The organism is Paremcibacter congregatus (genome assembly GCF_006385135.1).
GTDB lineage: Bacteria > Pseudomonadota > Alphaproteobacteria > Sphingomonadales > Emcibacteraceae > Paremcibacter > Paremcibacter congregatus.
In genome coordinates, this window is record NZ_CP041025.1 from 167,161 (window position 1) to 184,801 (window position 17,641).

Here is a 17,641-nt window from a genome sequence, read left to right on the forward strand (position 1 = left end):
ATGTAGAAAATGTCCCAATAAGGGAGCTGAATGGAAGATTCTTTTCTTTTCGACTCCCTTTTCCCGTCTGCGGGTGACAGTCACAAAATTTTCTGCCAGACTGCGGAACCTTAAAAATGATAAACAACAATAACTGTAACTTTGTCTAGGGGACAATAATGTCTGATACAACAAATGACTCCAACGTCGACGTGGACGCTGAGGATTTCTATAAAGGGTCGCAGGAACGGGAATTGATGGGTCATCCCATTGGTTTGGCTATATGTTTTCTGACCGAAATGTGGGAGCGTTTTTCCTACTACGGCATGCGCACCATTCTCGTGCTATATCTGGTGAAATACCACCTGTACAGCGCGGCTGAAGGCAGCATGATCTACGGCGCCTATGCCGGTCTGGTCTATATGATGCCAATCATTGGCGGCTATATGGCCGACCGTTATCTCGGCAGCCGAAAGGCCGTGACCTACGGGGCGATCCTCTTGGTGGCCGGACACGGCCTGATGGCGTTCCATGGCCCGGCGTCCTTTATGGACGGTGATATGGTGGTGCGGGATGAATTCTATATTGGTGTGTTCTTTATGGCTTTGGCCCTGATCATTACCGGTGTTGGCTTCCTGAAAGCCAATATCTCGACCATCGTTGGCGCCTTGTACGGCCCTAATGATCCCCGGCGCGACGGCGGGTTCTCCATCTTCTATATGGGTATTAATCTGGGGTCACTTTTCTCGACGGCCCTCGTGGGTTATGTTGGCGAGACTTATGGCTGGAACTATGGTTTCTCCATCGCCGGTATCGGGATGTTGTTTGGCCTGTTGGTCTTCCTTTGGGGACAGCGTTACCTTGATGGCCGCGCCGAACCTAGCAACCCGGCCATTCTGAAGGAAAAATCCCTTATTGGTCTGAACAAGGAATGGACGATCTATCTGTTTGGTCTTGGTCTGGTTCTGGTCACATGGGTGCTGGTGCAATATCAGGCATTTGTGGGCTCTCTTTTGGGGGTTTCCGGCTTTGTCTCGATCGCGGTCATTCTCACCTATGCCTTTGTTAAATGTAACAAGGTAGAGCGGGAGCGGATCATGGTGGCTTGTTTCCTGATCGCCATTCAGTCCATCTTCTGGGCCTTGTTTGAACAGCAGGCGGCGAGTTTGACCCTTCTGGCGGATCAGCAATTTGATCTCAATATACTGGGTATGAATGTCCTGGCTTCTCAGGTACAGCTGCTCAATGCGTTGTTCATCGTCATGCTGGCGCCGGTTATGGCCTGGCTGTGGGTGGCCTTGGCGAAGAAGCACAAAGAACCATCGACGCCGGGTAAATTCGGTCTGGCGATGCTGCTGATCGGTCTGGGCTATATTGTCTTTTCCTGGGGCATGAGCCTGGATGCGAGTCAGTCAAAGAGCTTCATCTGGCTGGTGTTTATCTATCTGTCCCTGACCTTGGCGGAATTGTGTCTCAGCCCGGTCGGTCTGTCCATGGTGACCAAGCTTGCCGTCAGCAAGATTGTTGGCATGATGATGGGCACCTGGTTCCTGTTCACCGCTCTGGGGAATTATGTTGCGGGCTGGATCAGTTCCCTGACCGGCAGCAGTGCCCACGGGGTTGACAGCGGACAGCTGGATATTATGGCGACCATGGAAGTCTATTCCAACATCGGCTATCTCAGCATGGGTGTCGGTGTCTTTATTCTGGCGCTGACCCCGCTGATGAAGAAATATATGCACGGCGTACACTAGGCCGCCGTCGCCTTTAAATGACAAAAAGAAAGCCGCGCAGAGCATGCTCTGCGCGGCTTTTATCATGTGTCGCGCCGGGGGGCTATTTCCGGAAGTCGATCCCGCTTTGGGCGGCGAAATAGCTGAAGATGGTGAAGACGGCTGTATTCTGTTTCAATGCCTCCGGATCGACCTTGTCGAGGGTGTCGTTATCCGTGTGGTGATAGTCGAAATACTTCATGCCGTCGGGGCTGAAATTAACCGCGGGCATGCCGGCCTTGCCGAGCAGGCTGAGGTCCGACTGTCCCTTGGCGTCGTTTTTAGGGCTCAGCGACACACCAAGCGGCGCCAGAAGATGCGCCAGTTCACGGATATGGTTAAGGGCGGCGGGGCCAACACCGGGCACCATTTCATAAATAAGACCAACACCGAAATCCCATTCCGCGCCGATGACATGCTGGGCGATCTCGTTTTCATGATCCTTCATATAGTGTTTGACGCCGACGAGGCCAACTTCCTCGGCCGCGAACAGAATGACGCGAATGGTGCGTTTCGGGCGTTCTGGCAGATTGGCGATATGATGGGCGGCGGCGAGGGTGACGCTGACCCCGATGCCGTCATCGACCGCCCCGGTGCCCACATCCCAACTGTCAAGATGGGCTGCCATGACCACGATTTCTTCCGGCTTCTCGCTGCCGGTAATTTCGCCGATGACATTGGCGGTGATGACCGGCACGTCATCTTTACGCTCTGCGGTCAGTTTGAGAAAAATCTCGACCGGCTTGCCGCGGGAAATCGTCCGTGACAACAGATCCGCATCAGGATTGGACAGGGCGGCCGCGGGAATCCTGGTGATGCCGTCTTTATAATTTGTGCCGCCGGTATGGCCGAGGCGATTATTATCGGTGCCGACAGAGCGCATGACATAAGCCACGGCACCTTTGCTCGCGGCCATGCTGGGACCGGCGCCACGGGCCTTGACCGCCGGGCCATATCCGGCGCCGTTAATTTTGCGTTCCATACGGAAGGACACATAGGCGATTTTGCCCTCAAGACTGCCCTCAGGGGCGGCTTCGAGTGCGGCGAAATCTTTAAATTCGACCACCTCGGCTTTCAGACCGTCTTCCGGGGTGCCGGTGCTGCCGCCCAGGGCGATGGCGACCATCTTCTGGGGGTAGGGGGCGATGATGCGCGCCTCGGCGACACCACGTGTCCAGGTGACATGCTGAACCTCTTCGGTCCAGACTTTGTCAAAGCCCAGCTGCTTCATTTTGGCCACGGCCCATGTGATGCCCTGAGCGTCACCGGGGGTCCCGACCAGACGCGGACCGACTTCGGTGGTGAGAGATTCATCGATCTCGTAAGCGAGATTGGACTGGAGAGCGGTTTTCTTCAGCGCCATGATGTTGGCGGTATCGCCATCGGTGAGGCTTTGGGCCTGCAGCAGAGGAGCCGGGACGCTAAAGGCCAATGTGAGAATACCCGTAAGGGCGGTTTTTTTTAGATTTAACATAAGGACATATCTCGATATTATTTATCATTATAATTCAGGAGTCGTCGTATTATATACGGAAGTTTTATTATTATTTTTGTGGAGGCCATTCTGAGTCAGGCTCGGGGCGAAATCAACCGTTAAGTGTGAAAAACCGGTTAAAGTTGGGTTCTTATCGTCCCCGAAAATATTTTGCAGCGCAGCATATTGCAATGCAGTGCAATAAATACTATAAGTTCGTTATAAAAAAATACCGATTTAAGACATAATATATCAAAAAAGCGAAGGACTATGTTTCATGAGTGATCACAGCCGTAATCTTGCCGAGCCTTCTGTTCGACCACGCCGCAGTGTTCTGTATATGCCGGGGTCCAACCCGCGGGCGCTGGAAAAAGCCAAATCCCTGGCCGCGGATGGTTTGATCCTTGATCTGGAAGATGCGGTGGCGATTGACGCCAAGGTGGCCGCCCGGGACCTGGTGTGTGCGGCGGTAAAAGAAGGCGGTTACGGCGCACGGGAAGTGATCATTCGGGTTAATGGGCTCGACAGCCCGTGGGGTGAAGCAGACATCAAGGCCGCCTGCGCCGCCGGTCCTGATGCGATCCTGCTGCCGAAAGTCGAAAGCGCGGTTCTGGTGCGTCAGGTGGAACAGATGATGCAGGAATTTGACGCGCCGGCCCACACGAAAATCTGGTGCATGATGGAAACTCCGCGCGGCATGTTGCGGGCCGAGGAAATCGCCGGCGCCAGCGACAGGCTGACCTGCTTCGTGATGGGCACCAGTGATCTGGTCAAGGATCTGCATGCACACCATACCCTGATGCGGTTGCCGGTGGTGACCAGTCTCGGGCTGTGTCTGCTGGCGGCCCGGGCCGAGGGACTGGATATTCTCGATGGCGTCTATCTTGATCTGGATGATGCGGAAGGCCATCGGGCCAGTTGTCAGCAGGGTCTTGAATTCGGTTTTGACGGCAAGACCATCATTCATCCGAAACAACTGGCGGACGCCAATGAGACCTTCGCGCCATCTGCGGCCGAACTGGAATATGCGGTCAAGATTATTGCCGCCTACCAAGCGGCGGAAAAGCAGGGCAAGGGCGTTGTCGTCGTTGACGGAAAACTGATTGAAAACCTGCATGTGGAAAATGCCAAGCGGCTGGTGAGCCTTGCCGATGCCATCGCCGCCCTGGCGGAATAAGGAACCTTTGACATGAGCAACATATCTTCCAAGACCTTTGAAGGTAATTATTTCGAAGACTTCAAGATGGGTCAGATCCTGAGGCATGCGACGCCGCGCACCATCACCACGGGCGACGTCAGTCTTTATTCGGCGCTCTATGGCATGCGGTTTGCGCTGCAATCGTCGGACGAATTCGCCCGCAATGTGGGCTATGCCGGTAATGGCGGGCTGGAAAGCGCGCCGGTGGATGATCTGCTGGCCTTTCATGTGGTGTTTGGCAAGACGGTGCCGGATATCTCGATCAATGCAGTGGCCAACCTGGGCTATGCCGATTGTCGTTTTCTGTTGCCGGTCTATCCCGGCGACACGTTGAGGGCGGTGAGCACCGTCATCGGGCTGAAGGAAAATTCCAATGGCAAGACCGGTAATGTTTATGTCCGCACAGAAGGCGTCAATCAACTGGGGGAACCGGTTCTGGAGTATGTGCGCTGGGTGATGATCAACAAGCGCACGCCGAGCCCGGCGGAATCCGCGCCCGAAGCGGTGCTGCCGGATCTGCCGGAGGCTGTGCGGCTGGAAGATCTCACGATTCCGGAAGGGTTAAGCTATGTCACCTATGAAAGCAGCCTGGCGGGGTCTGATTACATGTGGGAGGATTATGCGGTTGGCGAGAAGATCAGTCATGTGGACGGTATGACCATCGAGGCGGCCGATCATATGCTGGCGACCCGCCTGTATCAGAATACCGCGAAAGTACATTTTAATCTTCATGCCATGAAAGAGGGCCGACTTGGCGAACGTATTGTTTATGGCGGTCACGTGATTTCCCTGGCCCGGGCGTTGAGTTTCAATGGCCTGAGCAATGCCCAGACCGTGCTTGCGATTAACGCGGGACGGCATGTCAATCCCTGTATTGCGGGTGATACGGTCTATGCCTGGTCAGAAGTGCTCGACAAGGCGGAAGTGCCGGGGCGGGATGATCTCGGGGCGCTCAGGGTGCGGCTGGTGGCCCTGAAGGACAGGACTCCGGAAGGATTTCCCTACAAGACGCCCGAGGGCAAATATGACCCCGCGGTACTGCTTGATCTTGATATCTGGCTGCTGCTGCCGCGCCGGATGGCGTAAAAATGAGGACTGGCCAGTACATATTGGCGTGATTCTGCGCATAATAATATGTACTGATCGGTACAAAATGAAGAAATAAATAGCTTGAAATGTAAAAAATTGTCTATTAATGGCAATTAAAACCAATGTAGTCCTTGCTCTGTCTGACGTTTAGTTTTAAGAAAAAGGGGTACAAGGGTGTATAGAATGGCGTGAAAGATCTTTCGCGCATAGAAATCGAAGAGGGAGTATCAGATGGCAACCACAAAGCGGCCAACCTCGCCGCATCTTCAAATTTATAAATGGGGCCCGCATATGGCGCTGTCCATTTTGCATCGGGCGTCGGGTGTGGCGCTCGGCGGCGGAACATTATTATTGGCTTGGTGGCTGATTGCCTTGTCCTCCGGTCCGGAACAATATGCCCAGTTTCAGACCTGCATGGCCAGCATTTACGGCAAGATCGTTCTGATGGGTTTCACGTTGGCGTTGATGCTGCATCTGTGTAACGGCATTCGCCACTTGTTTTGGGACATGGGCAAGGGGTTTGAGGTCGAAACCACGGCCCGGACCAATATTCTGGTTTTGCTGGGGACGATTGTCCTGACCGGCATCGCCTGGGTCATCGGCTACGGTCTGGTATAGGAGCATCACATGAGTTTAAATACCCCCATTAGCAAGGTTCGTGGTCTGGGCTCCGCCAAAAGCGGCACCCACCACTGGTGGATGCAGAAGATCGCGGCGGTAGCCCTGATCCCGCTGACCATCTGGTTTGTCGCCTCCATCGTTCAGATGACGCAGGCGGATTATTTCACCGTCAAGGCCTGGCTGTCTTCGCCGGTGTCCGCCATTTTGATGCTGGTTTATATTGTCACAGGCGTTTATCACCTGCGGCTTGGCCTGCAGGAAATTGTCGAGGATTATGTGCCGAACAAGGGGCCCAAGACCTTCTATAGTTTCGCCATTCTCTTTGGCTGCACCATCATCGCGGTGGCCTGTATATTCTCTGTTCTCAAAATCGCATTGTAAGGCTTGAATGATATGAGCAAGACATATGAATTAATTGATCACGTTTATGACGCGATTGTCATCGGTGCGGGTGGGGCGGGTTTGCGCGCCGCCATGGGCATCGCCGAGAGCGGCCTGAAAACCGCCTGTATTTCCAAGGTATTCCCGACCCGATCCCATACGGTTGCGGCCCAGGGCGGCATCGCCGCCTCGCTCGGCAATATGGGGCCGGACAGCTGGCAGTGGCATATGTATGACACCGTCAAGGGCTCCGACTGGCTCGGCGACCAGGACGCCATTGAATATATGGTGCGTCAGGCCCCGGATGCGGTTTACGAGCTGGAACATTTCGGCGTGCCGTTTTCACGTACGGAAGAAGGCAAGATTTATCAGCGGCCTTTCGGCGGCATGACCACGGAATTCGGCGAAGGCCCCCCGGCCCAGCGCACCTGCGCCGCCGCCGACCGTACCGGGCATGCGATGCTGCACAGCATGTATCAGCAGTCGTTGAAATATGACACCGACTTTTATGTCGAATATTTCGCCATCGACCTGATCATGGAAGGTGATGAATGTCGCGGGGCGATCTGTCTCGATATGAATACCGGCAAGCTGCACCGTTTCCGGGCCCATACGACCGTTCTCGCCACCGGCGGCTATAACCGCACCTATTTCTCGGCGACATCCGCCCATACCTGCACCGGTGACGGCGGCGGTATGGTACAGCGCGCCGGCCTGCCGCTGCAGGATCTTGAATTTGTTCAGTTCCACCCGACCGGTATATACGGCGCGGGCGTTTTGATCACCGAAGGCGCGCGCGGCGAAGGTGGTTATCTGGTCAACTCCGAAGGCGAACGCTTTATGGAGCGTTATGCCCCGTCGGCGAAAGATCTCGCGTCCCGTGACGTGGTCAGCCGGGCGATGTCGGTGGAAATTTCCGAAGGTCGCGGTGTTGGCGAGCATAAGGATCATATCTTCCTGCATCTTGATCATCTGTCGCCGGAAATCCTGCATGAACGTCTGCCGGGCATTTCCGAAAGCGCGCGGATTTTCGCCGGCGTTGACGTGACCAAGGAACCGATTCCGGTGGTGCCGACGGCCCATTACAATATGGGCGGCATTGGCTGTAACTATCATGGCGAGGTGTTGAACCCGACACCGGATAACCCGGACCGCATTGTCCCCGGCCTGATGGCTGTCGGTGAAGCGGCCTGTGTGTCGGTGCATGGCGCCAACCGTCTGGGGTCCAACAGCCTGATCGATCTCGTGGTCTTTGGCCGCGCCGCCGCCCATCGGGTGGCCGAGGTTGTCAAGCCGATGCAGCCCCATAAACCGCTGTCCGAAGGCCATGCTGACAAGGCGCTGGAACGGCTGGAACGCTACCGCACGGCTGATGGCAAGACATCAACCGCGGAAATCCGTGACAAGATGCAACGTATGATGCAGGCCAATTGCGCCGTGTTCCGTCAACAGGATACCCTGGACAAGGGGAGCGCGGGCATTGACGAGATTTACGCCATGCTGGCCGACATCAAGACCACTGACCGCTCTTTGGTGTGGAACAGTGATCTGATCGAGACGCTGGAACTGGAAAATCTGCTGATGCATGCGGTCACGACCATGCATTGCGCCGCCAATCGTACCGAAAGCCGGGGCGCTCACGCCCGGGAAGACTTCCCGGATCGCAATGACGAGGAATGGATGAAGCATACCTCGGCCTGGCTCGAAGATGGTAAAGTGCGCATCGAATATCGTCCGGTTCACGATTACACCCTGACCGACGAAATTGATTATATTAAACCCAAAGCCCGGGTCTATTAAGGGAAGGAATACGAGATATGGCTGAATTTAGACTTCCCGCGAACTCCACGATCAAAAAGGGAAAAACCTTCAAGGCGGCAGAGGGCGCGAAAAATGTGCGCAACTTCAACATCTACCGCTGGAATGAGGAAGATGGGCAAAACCCGCGCATTGACACCTATGAAGTGGATATGGACAAATGCGGGCCGATGGTGCTCGACGGGCTGATCAAGATCAAGAACGAGATCGACCCGACCCTGACCTTCCGGCGGTCCTGCCGCGAAGGGGTCTGTGGTTCCTGCGCGATGAACATCGGCGGCACCAACACTCTGGCCTGCACCCAGGCCAATGAGGACCTGAAGGGCGACATCAATGTCTATCCATTACCACATATGGAAGTGGTCAAGGATCTGGTGACGGACCTGACGCATTTCTATGCACAATATTCCTCCATCCAGCCGTGGATGCAGACGGTCAGCCCGACCCCGAGCGGCGCCGAACGGCTGCAAAGCCCGGAAGATCGCGCCAAGCTTGATGGTCTGTATGAATGTATCCTCTGCGCCAGCTGTTCAACCAGCTGCCCGAGCTATTGGTGGAACAGTGATAAATATTTGGGACCAGCAGTGTTGCTGCAGGCCTATCGCTGGCTGGTGGACAGCCGCGACGAGGCGACGGGCGAACGGCTGGATCAGCTGGAAGATCCTTTCCGGCTTTATCGCTGTCACACGATCATGAATTGTACGAATACCTGTCCGAAAGGCCTTAACCCGGCCAAGGCGATCGCCGAAATCAAGAAGATGATGGTGGAACGTCAGGGATAAGCTATGTGGTAATGCTATAAGAAAAGCCGGCACTGATGTGCCGGCTTTTTTTTATTCGAAATCGGGAATTTCGAGAATATTGGTCAAGACGAAGCCTTTTTTCTCGGGAAATTGCAGGCTGATCATGCGTTTCGCCTGGTTTTCATCCCGGGCTTCGACGGGAATGAATCGCTGATCCGCCCAGCCGTCGTCAAACTGAGGGTGAGATTCATTCATCAAAACAAGATCGCGGACTTTCTTGTTATATACTGCGGCTTCAAAGCTCTTCACTAGTTTACTCATCGTGTTGTTAATCAGCCTGTATATTAAAATGGAAATGGTTAACAGATTCTAAATGCGGGGGTGTGCGACGGAAAGAAATCGACAATTTCCGACAGCGCTTCTGGCGACCTTAGGTGATCTGAAGCGCGGGGCCGAGAATAAACCCCATGCGGGCCGGATGTTTGCGCATGCAGGCGGCGATGGCGGTGGTTTCATCATCGGCTTGTATCTCAATCAAATGGACGTCCGCCCAACTGGATTCCAGTGTTTTATGACGGCGTCCGGCTTCCAGATCTGCCCGGACCTTCTCGTTAAAGACGGATATTTCAAAAGTTTTTTTCATGATTGCTGCCTTGGTTTTGGTTATTACTCAGACGCAGTTCAAGCTGCTATTTCCTTGCCAAGGCGGCATAATGCATTAATTTGTTATAAAATTGGTTAATCACTGTATTCTATTTATGAACGGGCTTAAAAATACTTACGGTGGCAGCCCCGCGGGAATTGACGCTGGATTTTATGGATCAGGCAAGTTAAAGCTGACCACAGCAGAAGTAATCAGCCTGATTGTTATGAAGAGTAAGAGAATATTTTGTCTGATCCGTTAAGTCGATATAATGAAATGCTCGCCGCTGGTGAATTGCGGCCTGATGATCACCAGAGGGAGATCGTGACCCGGTTGCAAGGCCTGCATCTGGCGCTTGAGGGGTATGAGGCGGCCTGGCATAAGGCGTCCGAGAAAAGCAGTTTTCTTCGGCGGCTGATCGGCGGACGCACGGCCCCGACGCCGCCCCGAGGGCTTTATATCTATGGGGATGTCGGACGCGGCAAGTCGATGATCATGGATCTCTTCTATGAGGCAGCCCCGGTGACGGCCAAGCGCCGGGTTCATTTCCACGCTTTTATGCTGGAAATTCACAAGGCGATGCATGACTGGCGTTATATGGACAAGGCTGCGCGCAAAGAGCTGCATGGCACCGATGTGGATGACCCAATTCCGCCACTGGCGCGTCAGATTGCCCAGACCAGCCTGTTGTTGTGTTTTGACGAATTTCAGGTGACCGATGTCACTGACGCCATGATTCTCGGGCGTTTGTTCGATCATCTTCTGACCCGTGGTGTGGTGATGGTGCTGACCTCCAACCGGGTGCCGGATGATCTTTATATCGGGGGACTTAACCGGGAACTGTTCGTGCCGTCGATCGAGATGATCAAACAAAGACTCGATGTGGTCAGCCTTGACGGTCCGACCGATTACCGGTTGGCGCGGATGAAAGGCATGGCGGTGTATTATCATCCGTTGGGAGAGACGGCGACCAAGGCCCTGTCACAAGCCTTCTGGCGGTTGACCGATCATGAAGTGGCCGACCGCAGCAAGGTCGGACCGGAAACCCTGACCGTTCAGGGCCGTCGCATCACCATACCGGTGGCGGACCGCGGCGTGGCGGTGGTGTCGTTTAAAAAGCTCTGCGGCACGGCGCTGGGCGCGGCGGATTATCTGGCCATGGCCTGGCATTATCATACGGTGATTATGGTTGGCATTCCGCAACTGGGGCCGGAGAATCGTAATGAGGCCAAACGATTTGTCACCTTCATCGACGCCCTGTACGAGAATAATGTCAAATTTCTCTGCTGCGCTGCCGTTGTGCCCGAGGATCTCTATGCTGATGGCCACGGTCATTTTGAATTTCAGCGCACCGTGTCGCGGCTGATGGAGATGCAGAGCGAGGCGTATCTCGCCAAGGGACACGCCGTCTGAACAGGTGGTCTGAGCCCCCCCGGTGGCGAGTATGATGCGGCAAGATCATGACTTAAGTCGTATATTACTCATCTTAAATATATATTAGGGTCTCGGCCTTATAGTCCCGCGCACCCCTTCGGAGGAAGAGTATCGAAACCGGGTATTCTTTGGTTCTGGATCAACTGGACAAAAAACAGCCAAAATTATTTTAAGATTAAAATATAAATATTGCTTTTTAAGGATATTAATCGACAGAAACTGTTGCGCTGACCGCAAATTCACGCTACATCGAAGGGGTAGAGGATGAAATAAGGCCCGAATTGGTCATAATTGTACTGATCGGTTAACCTTATAGGAATAACGAAATAGACGATCTATTCAACTATATTAATTCAGGAGTGAATTCATCATGGCACGTAAAAAGATAGCGCTGATTGGCGGCGGACAAATCGGGGGCACGCTGGCCCATCTCGCGGGATTGAAAGAACTGGGCGATGTGGTGATCTTTGATATCGCCGAAGGTCTGCCTCAGGGCAAGGCGCTCGATCTGGCGCAATCCTCCACTGTCGAGGGTTATGATGCGGCCATGACAGGGGCCAACGACTATGCCGACATTAAAGACGCTGACGTTGTGATTGTGACGGCCGGTGTGCCGCGCAAGCCGGGCATGAGCCGCGACGACCTGTTGGGCATTAACCTGAAAGTCATGAAATCCGTAGGCGAAGGCATCCGCGACAATGCGCCGAATGCGTTTGTGATCTGCATCACCAACCCGCTCGATGTGATGGTTTGGGCGCTGCAGCAGTTCTCCGGTCTGCCGGCCAATAAAGTTGTTGGCATGGCGGGCGTGCTCGACTCAGCCCGCTTCAAGCTGTTCCTGGCGGAAGAAATGAATGTCTCCGTCGAAGACGTCAACGCCTTTGTGCTCGGCGGTCATGGCGACACCATGGTGCCGCTGCCGCGTTATTCCACCGTTGCCGGTATTCCGGTGCCGGATCTGGTGAAAATGGGCTGGATTGAACAGGACAAACTGGACCAGATCATTCAGCGCACCCGGGACGGCGGCGCCGAGATCGTTGGCCTGCTGAAAACAGGTTCCGCCTATTATGCGCCGGCAACCGCCGCGATCGCCATGGCCGAATCATACCTGAAAGACAAACGCCGCCTGATGCCCTGTGCGGTTGAACTGAACGGCGAATACGGCGTGAGCGGCATGTATGTCGGTGTGCCGGTCCTAATCGGGGAAAACGGCGTTGAAAAAATCGTCGAAATCGAATTGAACGATGACGAGAAGGCCGGCTTTGACCATTCTGTTGCTGCGGTGCAGGGTCTGGTTGATGCGGTGAAGGCGATTGATCCTTCCCTGGCCTAAAAATGTTTCGGACCGGCTGGATGTCATAGGACAGATCAGCCGGTTTGACTGTAATTGAACCGAAGTAGACAGACAAAAAGGTATAGACTAATGAACATCCATGAATATCAGGCCAAAGGCCTGTTGAAGGAGTTCGGTGCCCCGGTATCCCGGGGGGGTGTTGCTTATACGCCCCAGGAAGCCGAGCAGATTGCCAAAGACCTGGGCGGCCCGATCTGGGTTGTCAAAGCGCAGATCCATGCGGGTGGTCGCGGTAAAGGCGGCGGCGTCAAGGTGGTGAAGTCCATTGAGGAAGTCAAGAAAATCGCCGGTGAAATGATCGGTATGACGTTGGTCACTCACCAGACCGGTCCTGAAGGCAAAGAAGTCAAACGCGTCTATATCGAAGATGGCTGCGACATCGCCAATGAACTTTATGTCAGTCTGCTGGTTGATCGCGCCACAAGCCGCATCGCCATCATGGCCTCTTCCGAAGGCGGCATGGACATTGAGGAAGTGGCCGCGTCCACGCCTGAGAAAATTATCACCATCACCATCGACCCGGCTTCCGGCCTGAGCGGCTTTCATTGTCGTAAAGTTGCCTTTGGCCTCGGTCTTGAAGGCAAGGTGGCCGGCAAGGCGGCAAAAGTCATTTCCGCCATGTATGCGGCCTTTATCGCCAAAGATGCGGCGATGCTGGAAATCAATCCGCTGGTGGTCACCACCAATGATGACATCATCGTGCTCGACGCCAAAATGGGCTTCGACGGCAACGCCCTGTTCCGCCACCCGGATGTGGTTGAACTGCGCGATCCCGATGAAGAAGATCCCATGGAACTGGAAGCGGCCAAGCATGAGCTGAATTACATCAAGCTCGACGGCAGCATCGGCTGCATGGTCAATGGCGCCGGTCTTGCGATGGCGACCATGGATATCATTAAACTGAAAGGCGGCGAGCCCGCCAACTTTCTTGATGTGGGCGGCGGCGCGACCAAGGAACGCGTGACCGAAGCCTTCAAAATCATTCTCAGCGACAGCAACGTGGAAGGCATTCTGGTGAATATCTTCGGCGGTATCATGCGTTGTGACGTGATTGCCGAGGGCGTTGTCGCCGCGGCGAAAGAAGTTTCCCTTTCCGTGCCACTGGTGGTGCGTCTGGAAGGAACGAATGTTGAGTTGGGTAAGAAAATCATGGCCGACAGCGGTCTGCCGATTATCTCTGCCGACGATATGGGTGATGCTGCTGATAAAGTAGTTAAAGCAGTGAAGGAGGCGTCATAATGTCAATCTTTATTAACGCAGGGACTAAAGTCATCTGTCAGGGTTTCACAGGCGCGCAAGGCACCTTCCATTCTGAACAGGCGATTGCTTACGGCACCAAAATGGTGGGCGGGGTTACTCCGGGTAAAGGCGGCACGTCTCATCTGGACCTGCCGGTATTTAATACGGTCGACGAGGCTGTCTCAACAACCGGCGCCAATGCATCCGTGATTTATGTACCGCCGCCCTTCGCGGCCGATGCCATTCTCGAAGCCATTGACGCGGGCGTTGAACTGGCCGTCTGCATCACCGAAGGCATTCCGGTGCTTGATATGGTGAAAGTCAAACGCGCGTTGCAGGGCTCCAACACCCGCCTGATCGGCCCGAACTGTCCGGGCATCATCACACCGGGCGAATGTAAGATCGGCATTATGCCGGGTCACATTCACAACCCGGGCCATGTGGGCATTGTCTCCCGCTCCGGCACCCTGACCTATGAAGCCGTGGGGCAGACTTCTGCCGTCGGTTTGGGTCAGAGCACCTGTGTCGGTATTGGCGGCGATCCGGTCAACGGCACCAACTTTATCGACGTGCTCGAAGGCTTCCTGGCCGATGATGACACCCATTCCATCATCATGATCGGTGAAATCGGCGGATCTGCAGAAGAAGAAGCTGCGGAATTCCTGAAGAGCTCCAAGGTCAAGAAACCGGTTGTCGGCTTTATCGCCGGACGTACGGCGCCTCCCGGACGCACCATGGGCCATGCCGGCGCCATTGTTTCCGGCGGCAAAGGCGGCGCGGAAGATAAAATTGAAGCCATGCAGAGTGCGGGCATCACGGTGACAGAATCTCCTGCCGCCCTGGGCACGACTTTGTTAGAAGTTTTGAAAGGTTAATCCTGTAAAGGATAGGGGGCGGTGTGTCATCGCCCCCTGATTCAACATTTAAACGAGCCTGATAGCATGCACAGTAATCTGGATACGGAAAGTCTCATCAACGGTTCAAGCGGCGCTTTCGTCGAAGAACTCTTTGCCCGGTACTGCAAGGACCCGTCGTCTGTCGACGCCTCCTGGGCGACCTATTTTGACGGGTTGGCGGAAGATGCCCGCGCCCTGTTGAATGCCGGAGTGGAAAAACCTGGCGCCTCCTGGGATCGCTCGGACTGGCCCCATAAGGTCAAATCCGCGGAAGATGATTATCTTGCGGCCCTTGATCCCGGTTATGTAGATACGACGCCGGCGCTGAAAAAACCTGGCGCGGCCTCCGAGGCCGATATCCGGGCGGCGACGCTGGATACCATTCGCTGTCTGATGATGATCCGGACCTATCGGGTGCGGGGCCATTTGCATGCCAATCTTGATCCGCTGGAACTGGAAGACCGGCCTTATCATACAGAACTTGATCCGGCGACATACGGGTTTGGCGAAAATGATATGGACCGCCCGATTTTCCTGGATAATGTTCTTGGGCTTGAAACCGCCACCGTGCGGGAAGTCCTTGTCATTCTAAAGCGAACCTACTGTTCGACCGTTGGTGTGGAATTCATGCATATCAATGACCCGGAAGAGAAAGCCTGGATTCAGTCACGCATTGAAGGCCGGGACAAGGAAATTCATTTTACCGACGAAGGTAAACTGGCCATTCTGCAGAAACTGGCCGAGGCCGAAGGCTTTGAACAATATCTCGCCAAGAAATATATCGGCACCAAACGCTTTGGTCTCGACGGCGGGGAATCCCTGATTCCGGCGCTGGAAGCGATCATCAAGACCGGCGGCCAGCTCGGCATTGAGGAAATCATCATCGGCATGCCGCACCGTGGCCGCCTGAATGTGCTCGCCAATGTGATGAGCAAGCCGATCCGGGCGATCTTCCATGAATTTCATGGCGGTTCCTACAAGCCGGATGACGTGGAAGGCTCCGGTGACGTGAAATATCACCTTGGGGCATCTTCCGACCGGTCTTTTGACGGCAATGATGTGCATTTGTCCCTGACCCCGAACCCGTCCCATCTTGAGGCGGTCGATCCGGTGGCGCTCGGCAAAACCCGGGCTAAACTGACCCACCGTGGCGACACCACCGGCCATAGCGTCATGACCTTGCTGATGCATGGGGATGCGGCCTTTGCCGGGCAGGGACTGGTGGCGGAATGTTTCGCGCTGAGTGAGCTGAAAGGCTATCAGACCGGCGGCACCATCCATGTGGTGGTCAATAACCAGATCGGCTTTACCACGTCGCCGCATTATTCCCGTTCCTCGCCTTATCCATCGGATATGGCGAAGGCGGTGCAGGCGCCAGTGTTCCATGTTAATGGCGATGATCCGGAAGCCGTGGTCTATGTGATGAAACTGGCCACCGAATACCGTCAGAAATTTAAATCCGATGTGGTGGTGGACATGTTCTGTTATCGCCGTTTCGGTCATAACGAAGGTGATGAACCCTCCTTCACCCAGCCGTTGATGTATAAACGCATCAAGAACCACAAATCCACCCGGACGCTTTATACCGAACGTCTGATGCGCGAAGGCCTGATCAGCGAAGAACAGGCCCAGCAGATGACCAAGGATGTTGTCAACTATCTGGACGTGGAAATGAAGGCGGCGGATAGCTATAAAGTCGACAAGGCCGACTGGTTTGCCGGGCGCTGGTCCGGTTATGAGCGGGATTCCGACGATGTACGGCGTTCCGCCGGCACCGGCGTTCATATCGATGAATTGCAAAGCATCGGACGGGTCCTGACCACCATTCCGGAAGGCTTCAACGTTCATCGCACGTTGCAGCGGATTCTGCACGCCAAGGCCAGCATGTTTGACAGTGGTCATAAGGTTGACTGGGCGACGGCCGAGGCCCTGGCCTTCGGGTCATTGATCCGTGAAGGTCACCGGGTGCGTCTCTCCGGTCAGGACAGTCAGCGCGGCACCTTCTCTCATCGTCATTCAGTGTTTATCGACCAGGAAACCGAGGACCGTTATACGCCTCTGATGCATGTGGGCCATGCCGAAGACACCAACGCCACGTTCGAAGTGATCGACAGCGCGTTGTCCGAAGTCGGGGTGCTGGGCTTTGAGTATGGTTATACCATGGCCGAGCCAAATGCTCTGGTGCTCTGGGAAGCGCAGTTTGGCGACTTCGCCAACGGGGCACAGATGATCTTCGACCAGTTTATCTCTTCCGGGGAGGCCAAATGGCTGCGGATGAGTGGTCTGGTGATCTTGCTGCCGCATGGCTATGAAGGTCAGGGACCTGAACATTCCTCGGCCCGTCTGGAACGCTATCTGCAGCTGTGTGCGGAAGACAACATGCAGGTCGCCAACTGTACGACCCCGGCCAACTATTTCCATATCCTGCGCCGTCAGATGAAACGCAAGTTCCGCAAACCGTTGATCATGATGACGCCGAAATCCTTGCTGCGTCACAAGATGTCTGTGTCGGATCTGTCCGATATGGCGGAGGATACCGAATTTCATCGCATCCTCACGGATACGGCGGAAGCGGTGCCGGGCGCGAGCATCAAACTGAATAAAGATGACGGCATCAAACGGGTCGTGCTCTGCAGCGGTAAAGTTTATTTCGATCTTCTGGAAGAACGCGACAAGCGGAATCTGAAAGATACCTACCTTTTACGGGTAGAGCAGCTTTATCCTTACCCGAGTGATTCCATGGTTCAGGAACTGTCGCGCTTTAAAAATGCGGAAACAGTGATCTGGTGTCAGGAAGAACCGAAAAACATGGGCGCCTGGTCTTTCATCGATCCGCTGATTGAGGAAACGCTGGCGGAATGCGAACTGACGCCGTCGCGGGCGAAATATGTCGGCCGTCGTCCGGCCGCTTCCCCGGCGACAGGACAGATGAGCCTGCATGTGAAACAACAGAATGAACTGGTCGATCAGGCCTTAACCATTAAATAGACAAAAATGTAA

Annotated in this window: 15 protein-coding genes; 12 read left to right on the forward strand and 3 right to left on the reverse strand. The window is 54.6% G+C overall.

Annotation, left to right across the window (positions count from 1 at the left end):
• Positions 1 to 158: 158 nt before the first annotated feature.
• Positions 159 to 1,733, forward strand: a complete 1,575-nt coding sequence (locus FIV45_RS00785; RefSeq protein WP_099474472.1) for a peptide MFS transporter — start codon at positions 159 to 161, stop codon at positions 1,731 to 1,733.
• Between the two features lie 82 nt (positions 1,734 to 1,815).
• Here FIV45_RS00785 and FIV45_RS00790 read toward each other — a convergent pair whose 3' ends face one another.
• Positions 1,816 to 3,225: a M20/M25/M40 family metallo-hydrolase gene (locus tag FIV45_RS00790; RefSeq protein WP_099474469.1), complete on the reverse strand. Its 1,410-nt coding sequence runs from the start codon at positions 3,223 to 3,225 to the stop codon at positions 1,816 to 1,818.
• Between the two features lie 277 nt (positions 3,226 to 3,502).
• Between FIV45_RS00790 and FIV45_RS00795 the strand changes: the two genes are divergently transcribed.
• The 6 genes from FIV45_RS00795 to FIV45_RS00820 all read left to right on the forward strand — a co-directional run bounded on the left by FIV45_RS00795 (position 3,503) and on the right by FIV45_RS00820 (position 9,114).
• Positions 3,503 to 4,402 (forward strand): HpcH/HpaI aldolase/citrate lyase family protein, encoded by a 900-nt coding sequence (locus FIV45_RS00795; protein ID WP_099474466.1) that lies wholly within the window; start codon positions 3,503 to 3,505, stop codon positions 4,400 to 4,402.
• A 21-nt stretch (positions 4,403 to 4,423) separates the two neighbouring features.
• Positions 4,424 to 5,509, forward strand: coding sequence for a MaoC family dehydratase (locus FIV45_RS00800; protein ID WP_099474511.1), 1,086 nt, complete (start codon positions 4,424 to 4,426; stop codon positions 5,507 to 5,509).
• A gap of 234 nt (positions 5,510 to 5,743) precedes the next feature.
• The gene (gene sdhC, locus FIV45_RS00805) at positions 5,744 to 6,130 is read left to right on the forward strand and encodes a succinate dehydrogenase, cytochrome b556 subunit (protein WP_099474463.1); all 387 of its coding nucleotides are present in this window, start codon (positions 5,744 to 5,746) and stop codon (positions 6,128 to 6,130) included.
• A gap of 9 nt (positions 6,131 to 6,139) precedes the next feature.
• Positions 6,140 to 6,514: a succinate dehydrogenase, hydrophobic membrane anchor protein gene (gene sdhD, locus FIV45_RS00810; protein WP_099474461.1), complete on the forward strand. Its 375-nt coding sequence runs from the start codon at positions 6,140 to 6,142 to the stop codon at positions 6,512 to 6,514.
• Positions 6,515 to 6,526: 12 nt separating this feature from the next.
• The gene (sdhA, locus tag FIV45_RS00815; protein ID WP_099474459.1) at positions 6,527 to 8,314 is read left to right on the forward strand and encodes a succinate dehydrogenase flavoprotein subunit; all 1,788 of its coding nucleotides are present in this window, start codon (positions 6,527 to 6,529) and stop codon (positions 8,312 to 8,314) included.
• 17 nt (positions 8,315 to 8,331) lie between these two features.
• Positions 8,332 to 9,114: a succinate dehydrogenase iron-sulfur subunit gene (locus tag FIV45_RS00820; RefSeq protein ID WP_099474456.1), complete on the forward strand. Its 783-nt coding sequence runs from the start codon at positions 8,332 to 8,334 to the stop codon at positions 9,112 to 9,114.
• A 51-nt stretch (positions 9,115 to 9,165) separates the two neighbouring features.
• Here the strand turns inward: FIV45_RS00820 and FIV45_RS00825 are convergent, their stop codons facing one another.
• Together FIV45_RS00825 and FIV45_RS00830 are read right to left on the reverse strand one after the other, a co-directional pair.
• Complete coding sequence (locus FIV45_RS00825; protein ID WP_133118596.1) at positions 9,166 to 9,396, reverse strand: hypothetical protein; 231 nt, start codon at positions 9,394 to 9,396, stop codon at positions 9,166 to 9,168.
• 109 nt (positions 9,397 to 9,505) lie between these two features.
• The gene (locus tag FIV45_RS00830; RefSeq protein ID WP_099474450.1) at positions 9,506 to 9,718 is read right to left on the reverse strand and encodes a hypothetical protein; all 213 of its coding nucleotides are present in this window, start codon (positions 9,716 to 9,718) and stop codon (positions 9,506 to 9,508) included.
• A 246-nt stretch (positions 9,719 to 9,964) separates the two neighbouring features.
• Here FIV45_RS00830 and zapE point away from each other — a divergent pair, with 246 nt between their 5' ends.
• The 5 genes from zapE (at position 9,965) to FIV45_RS00855 (ending at position 17,629) form a co-directional block, all read left to right on the forward strand.
• The gene (gene zapE, locus FIV45_RS00835) at positions 9,965 to 11,131 is read left to right on the forward strand and encodes a cell division protein ZapE (protein WP_099474447.1); all 1,167 of its coding nucleotides are present in this window, start codon (positions 9,965 to 9,967) and stop codon (positions 11,129 to 11,131) included.
• 391 nt (positions 11,132 to 11,522) lie between these two features.
• Positions 11,523 to 12,485 (forward strand): malate dehydrogenase, encoded by a 963-nt coding sequence (gene mdh / locus FIV45_RS00840; protein WP_099474445.1) that lies wholly within the window; start codon positions 11,523 to 11,525, stop codon positions 12,483 to 12,485.
• Between the two features lie 90 nt (positions 12,486 to 12,575).
• Entirely contained in the window at positions 12,576 to 13,745 is a 1,170-nt protein-coding gene (gene sucC / locus FIV45_RS00845) for an ADP-forming succinate--CoA ligase subunit beta (RefSeq protein WP_099474443.1), read from the forward strand.
• The gene (gene sucD / locus FIV45_RS00850; protein WP_099474441.1) at positions 13,745 to 14,620 is read left to right on the forward strand and encodes a succinate--CoA ligase subunit alpha; all 876 of its coding nucleotides are present in this window, start codon (positions 13,745 to 13,747) and stop codon (positions 14,618 to 14,620) included. The genes sucC and sucD overlap by 1 nt, the downstream gene beginning before the upstream one ends.
• Before the next feature lie 66 nt (positions 14,621 to 14,686).
• Complete coding sequence (locus tag FIV45_RS00855; protein WP_099474509.1) at positions 14,687 to 17,629, forward strand: 2-oxoglutarate dehydrogenase E1 component; 2,943 nt, start codon at positions 14,687 to 14,689, stop codon at positions 17,627 to 17,629.
• Positions 17,630 to 17,641: the final 12 nt, after the last annotated feature.

Excerpts from the sequence above, each read along its gene's own strand:
- FIV45_RS00785 (WP_099474472.1), top strand. The coding sequence starts at position 159 with ATGTCTGATACAACAAATGACTCCAACGTCGACGTGGACGCTGAGGAT.
- FIV45_RS00790 (WP_099474469.1), bottom strand. The coding sequence starts at position 3,225 with ATGTTAAATCTAAAAAAAACCGCCCTTACGGGTATTCTCACATTGGCC.
- FIV45_RS00795 (WP_099474466.1), top strand. The coding sequence starts at position 3,503 with ATGAGTGATCACAGCCGTAATCTTGCCGAGCCTTCTGTTCGACCACGC.
- sdhC (WP_099474463.1), top strand. The coding sequence starts at position 5,744 with ATGGCAACCACAAAGCGGCCAACCTCGCCGCATCTTCAAATTTATAAA.
- sdhD (WP_099474461.1), top strand. The coding sequence starts at position 6,140 with ATGAGTTTAAATACCCCCATTAGCAAGGTTCGTGGTCTGGGCTCCGCC.
- sdhA (WP_099474459.1), top strand. The coding sequence starts at position 6,527 with ATGAGCAAGACATATGAATTAATTGATCACGTTTATGACGCGATTGTC.
- FIV45_RS00820 (WP_099474456.1), top strand. The coding sequence starts at position 8,332 with ATGGCTGAATTTAGACTTCCCGCGAACTCCACGATCAAAAAGGGAAAA.
- FIV45_RS00825 (WP_133118596.1), bottom strand. The coding sequence starts at position 9,396 with ATGAGTAAACTAGTGAAGAGCTTTGAAGCCGCAGTATATAACAAGAAA.
- FIV45_RS00830 (WP_099474450.1), bottom strand. The coding sequence starts at position 9,718 with ATGAAAAAAACTTTTGAAATATCCGTCTTTAACGAGAAGGTCCGGGCA.
- mdh (WP_099474445.1), top strand. The coding sequence starts at position 11,523 with ATGGCACGTAAAAAGATAGCGCTGATTGGCGGCGGACAAATCGGGGGC.
- sucC (WP_099474443.1), top strand. The coding sequence starts at position 12,576 with ATGAACATCCATGAATATCAGGCCAAAGGCCTGTTGAAGGAGTTCGGT.
- sucD (WP_099474441.1), top strand. The coding sequence starts at position 13,745 with ATGTCAATCTTTATTAACGCAGGGACTAAAGTCATCTGTCAGGGTTTC.
- FIV45_RS00855 (WP_099474509.1), top strand. The coding sequence starts at position 14,687 with ATGCACAGTAATCTGGATACGGAAAGTCTCATCAACGGTTCAAGCGGC.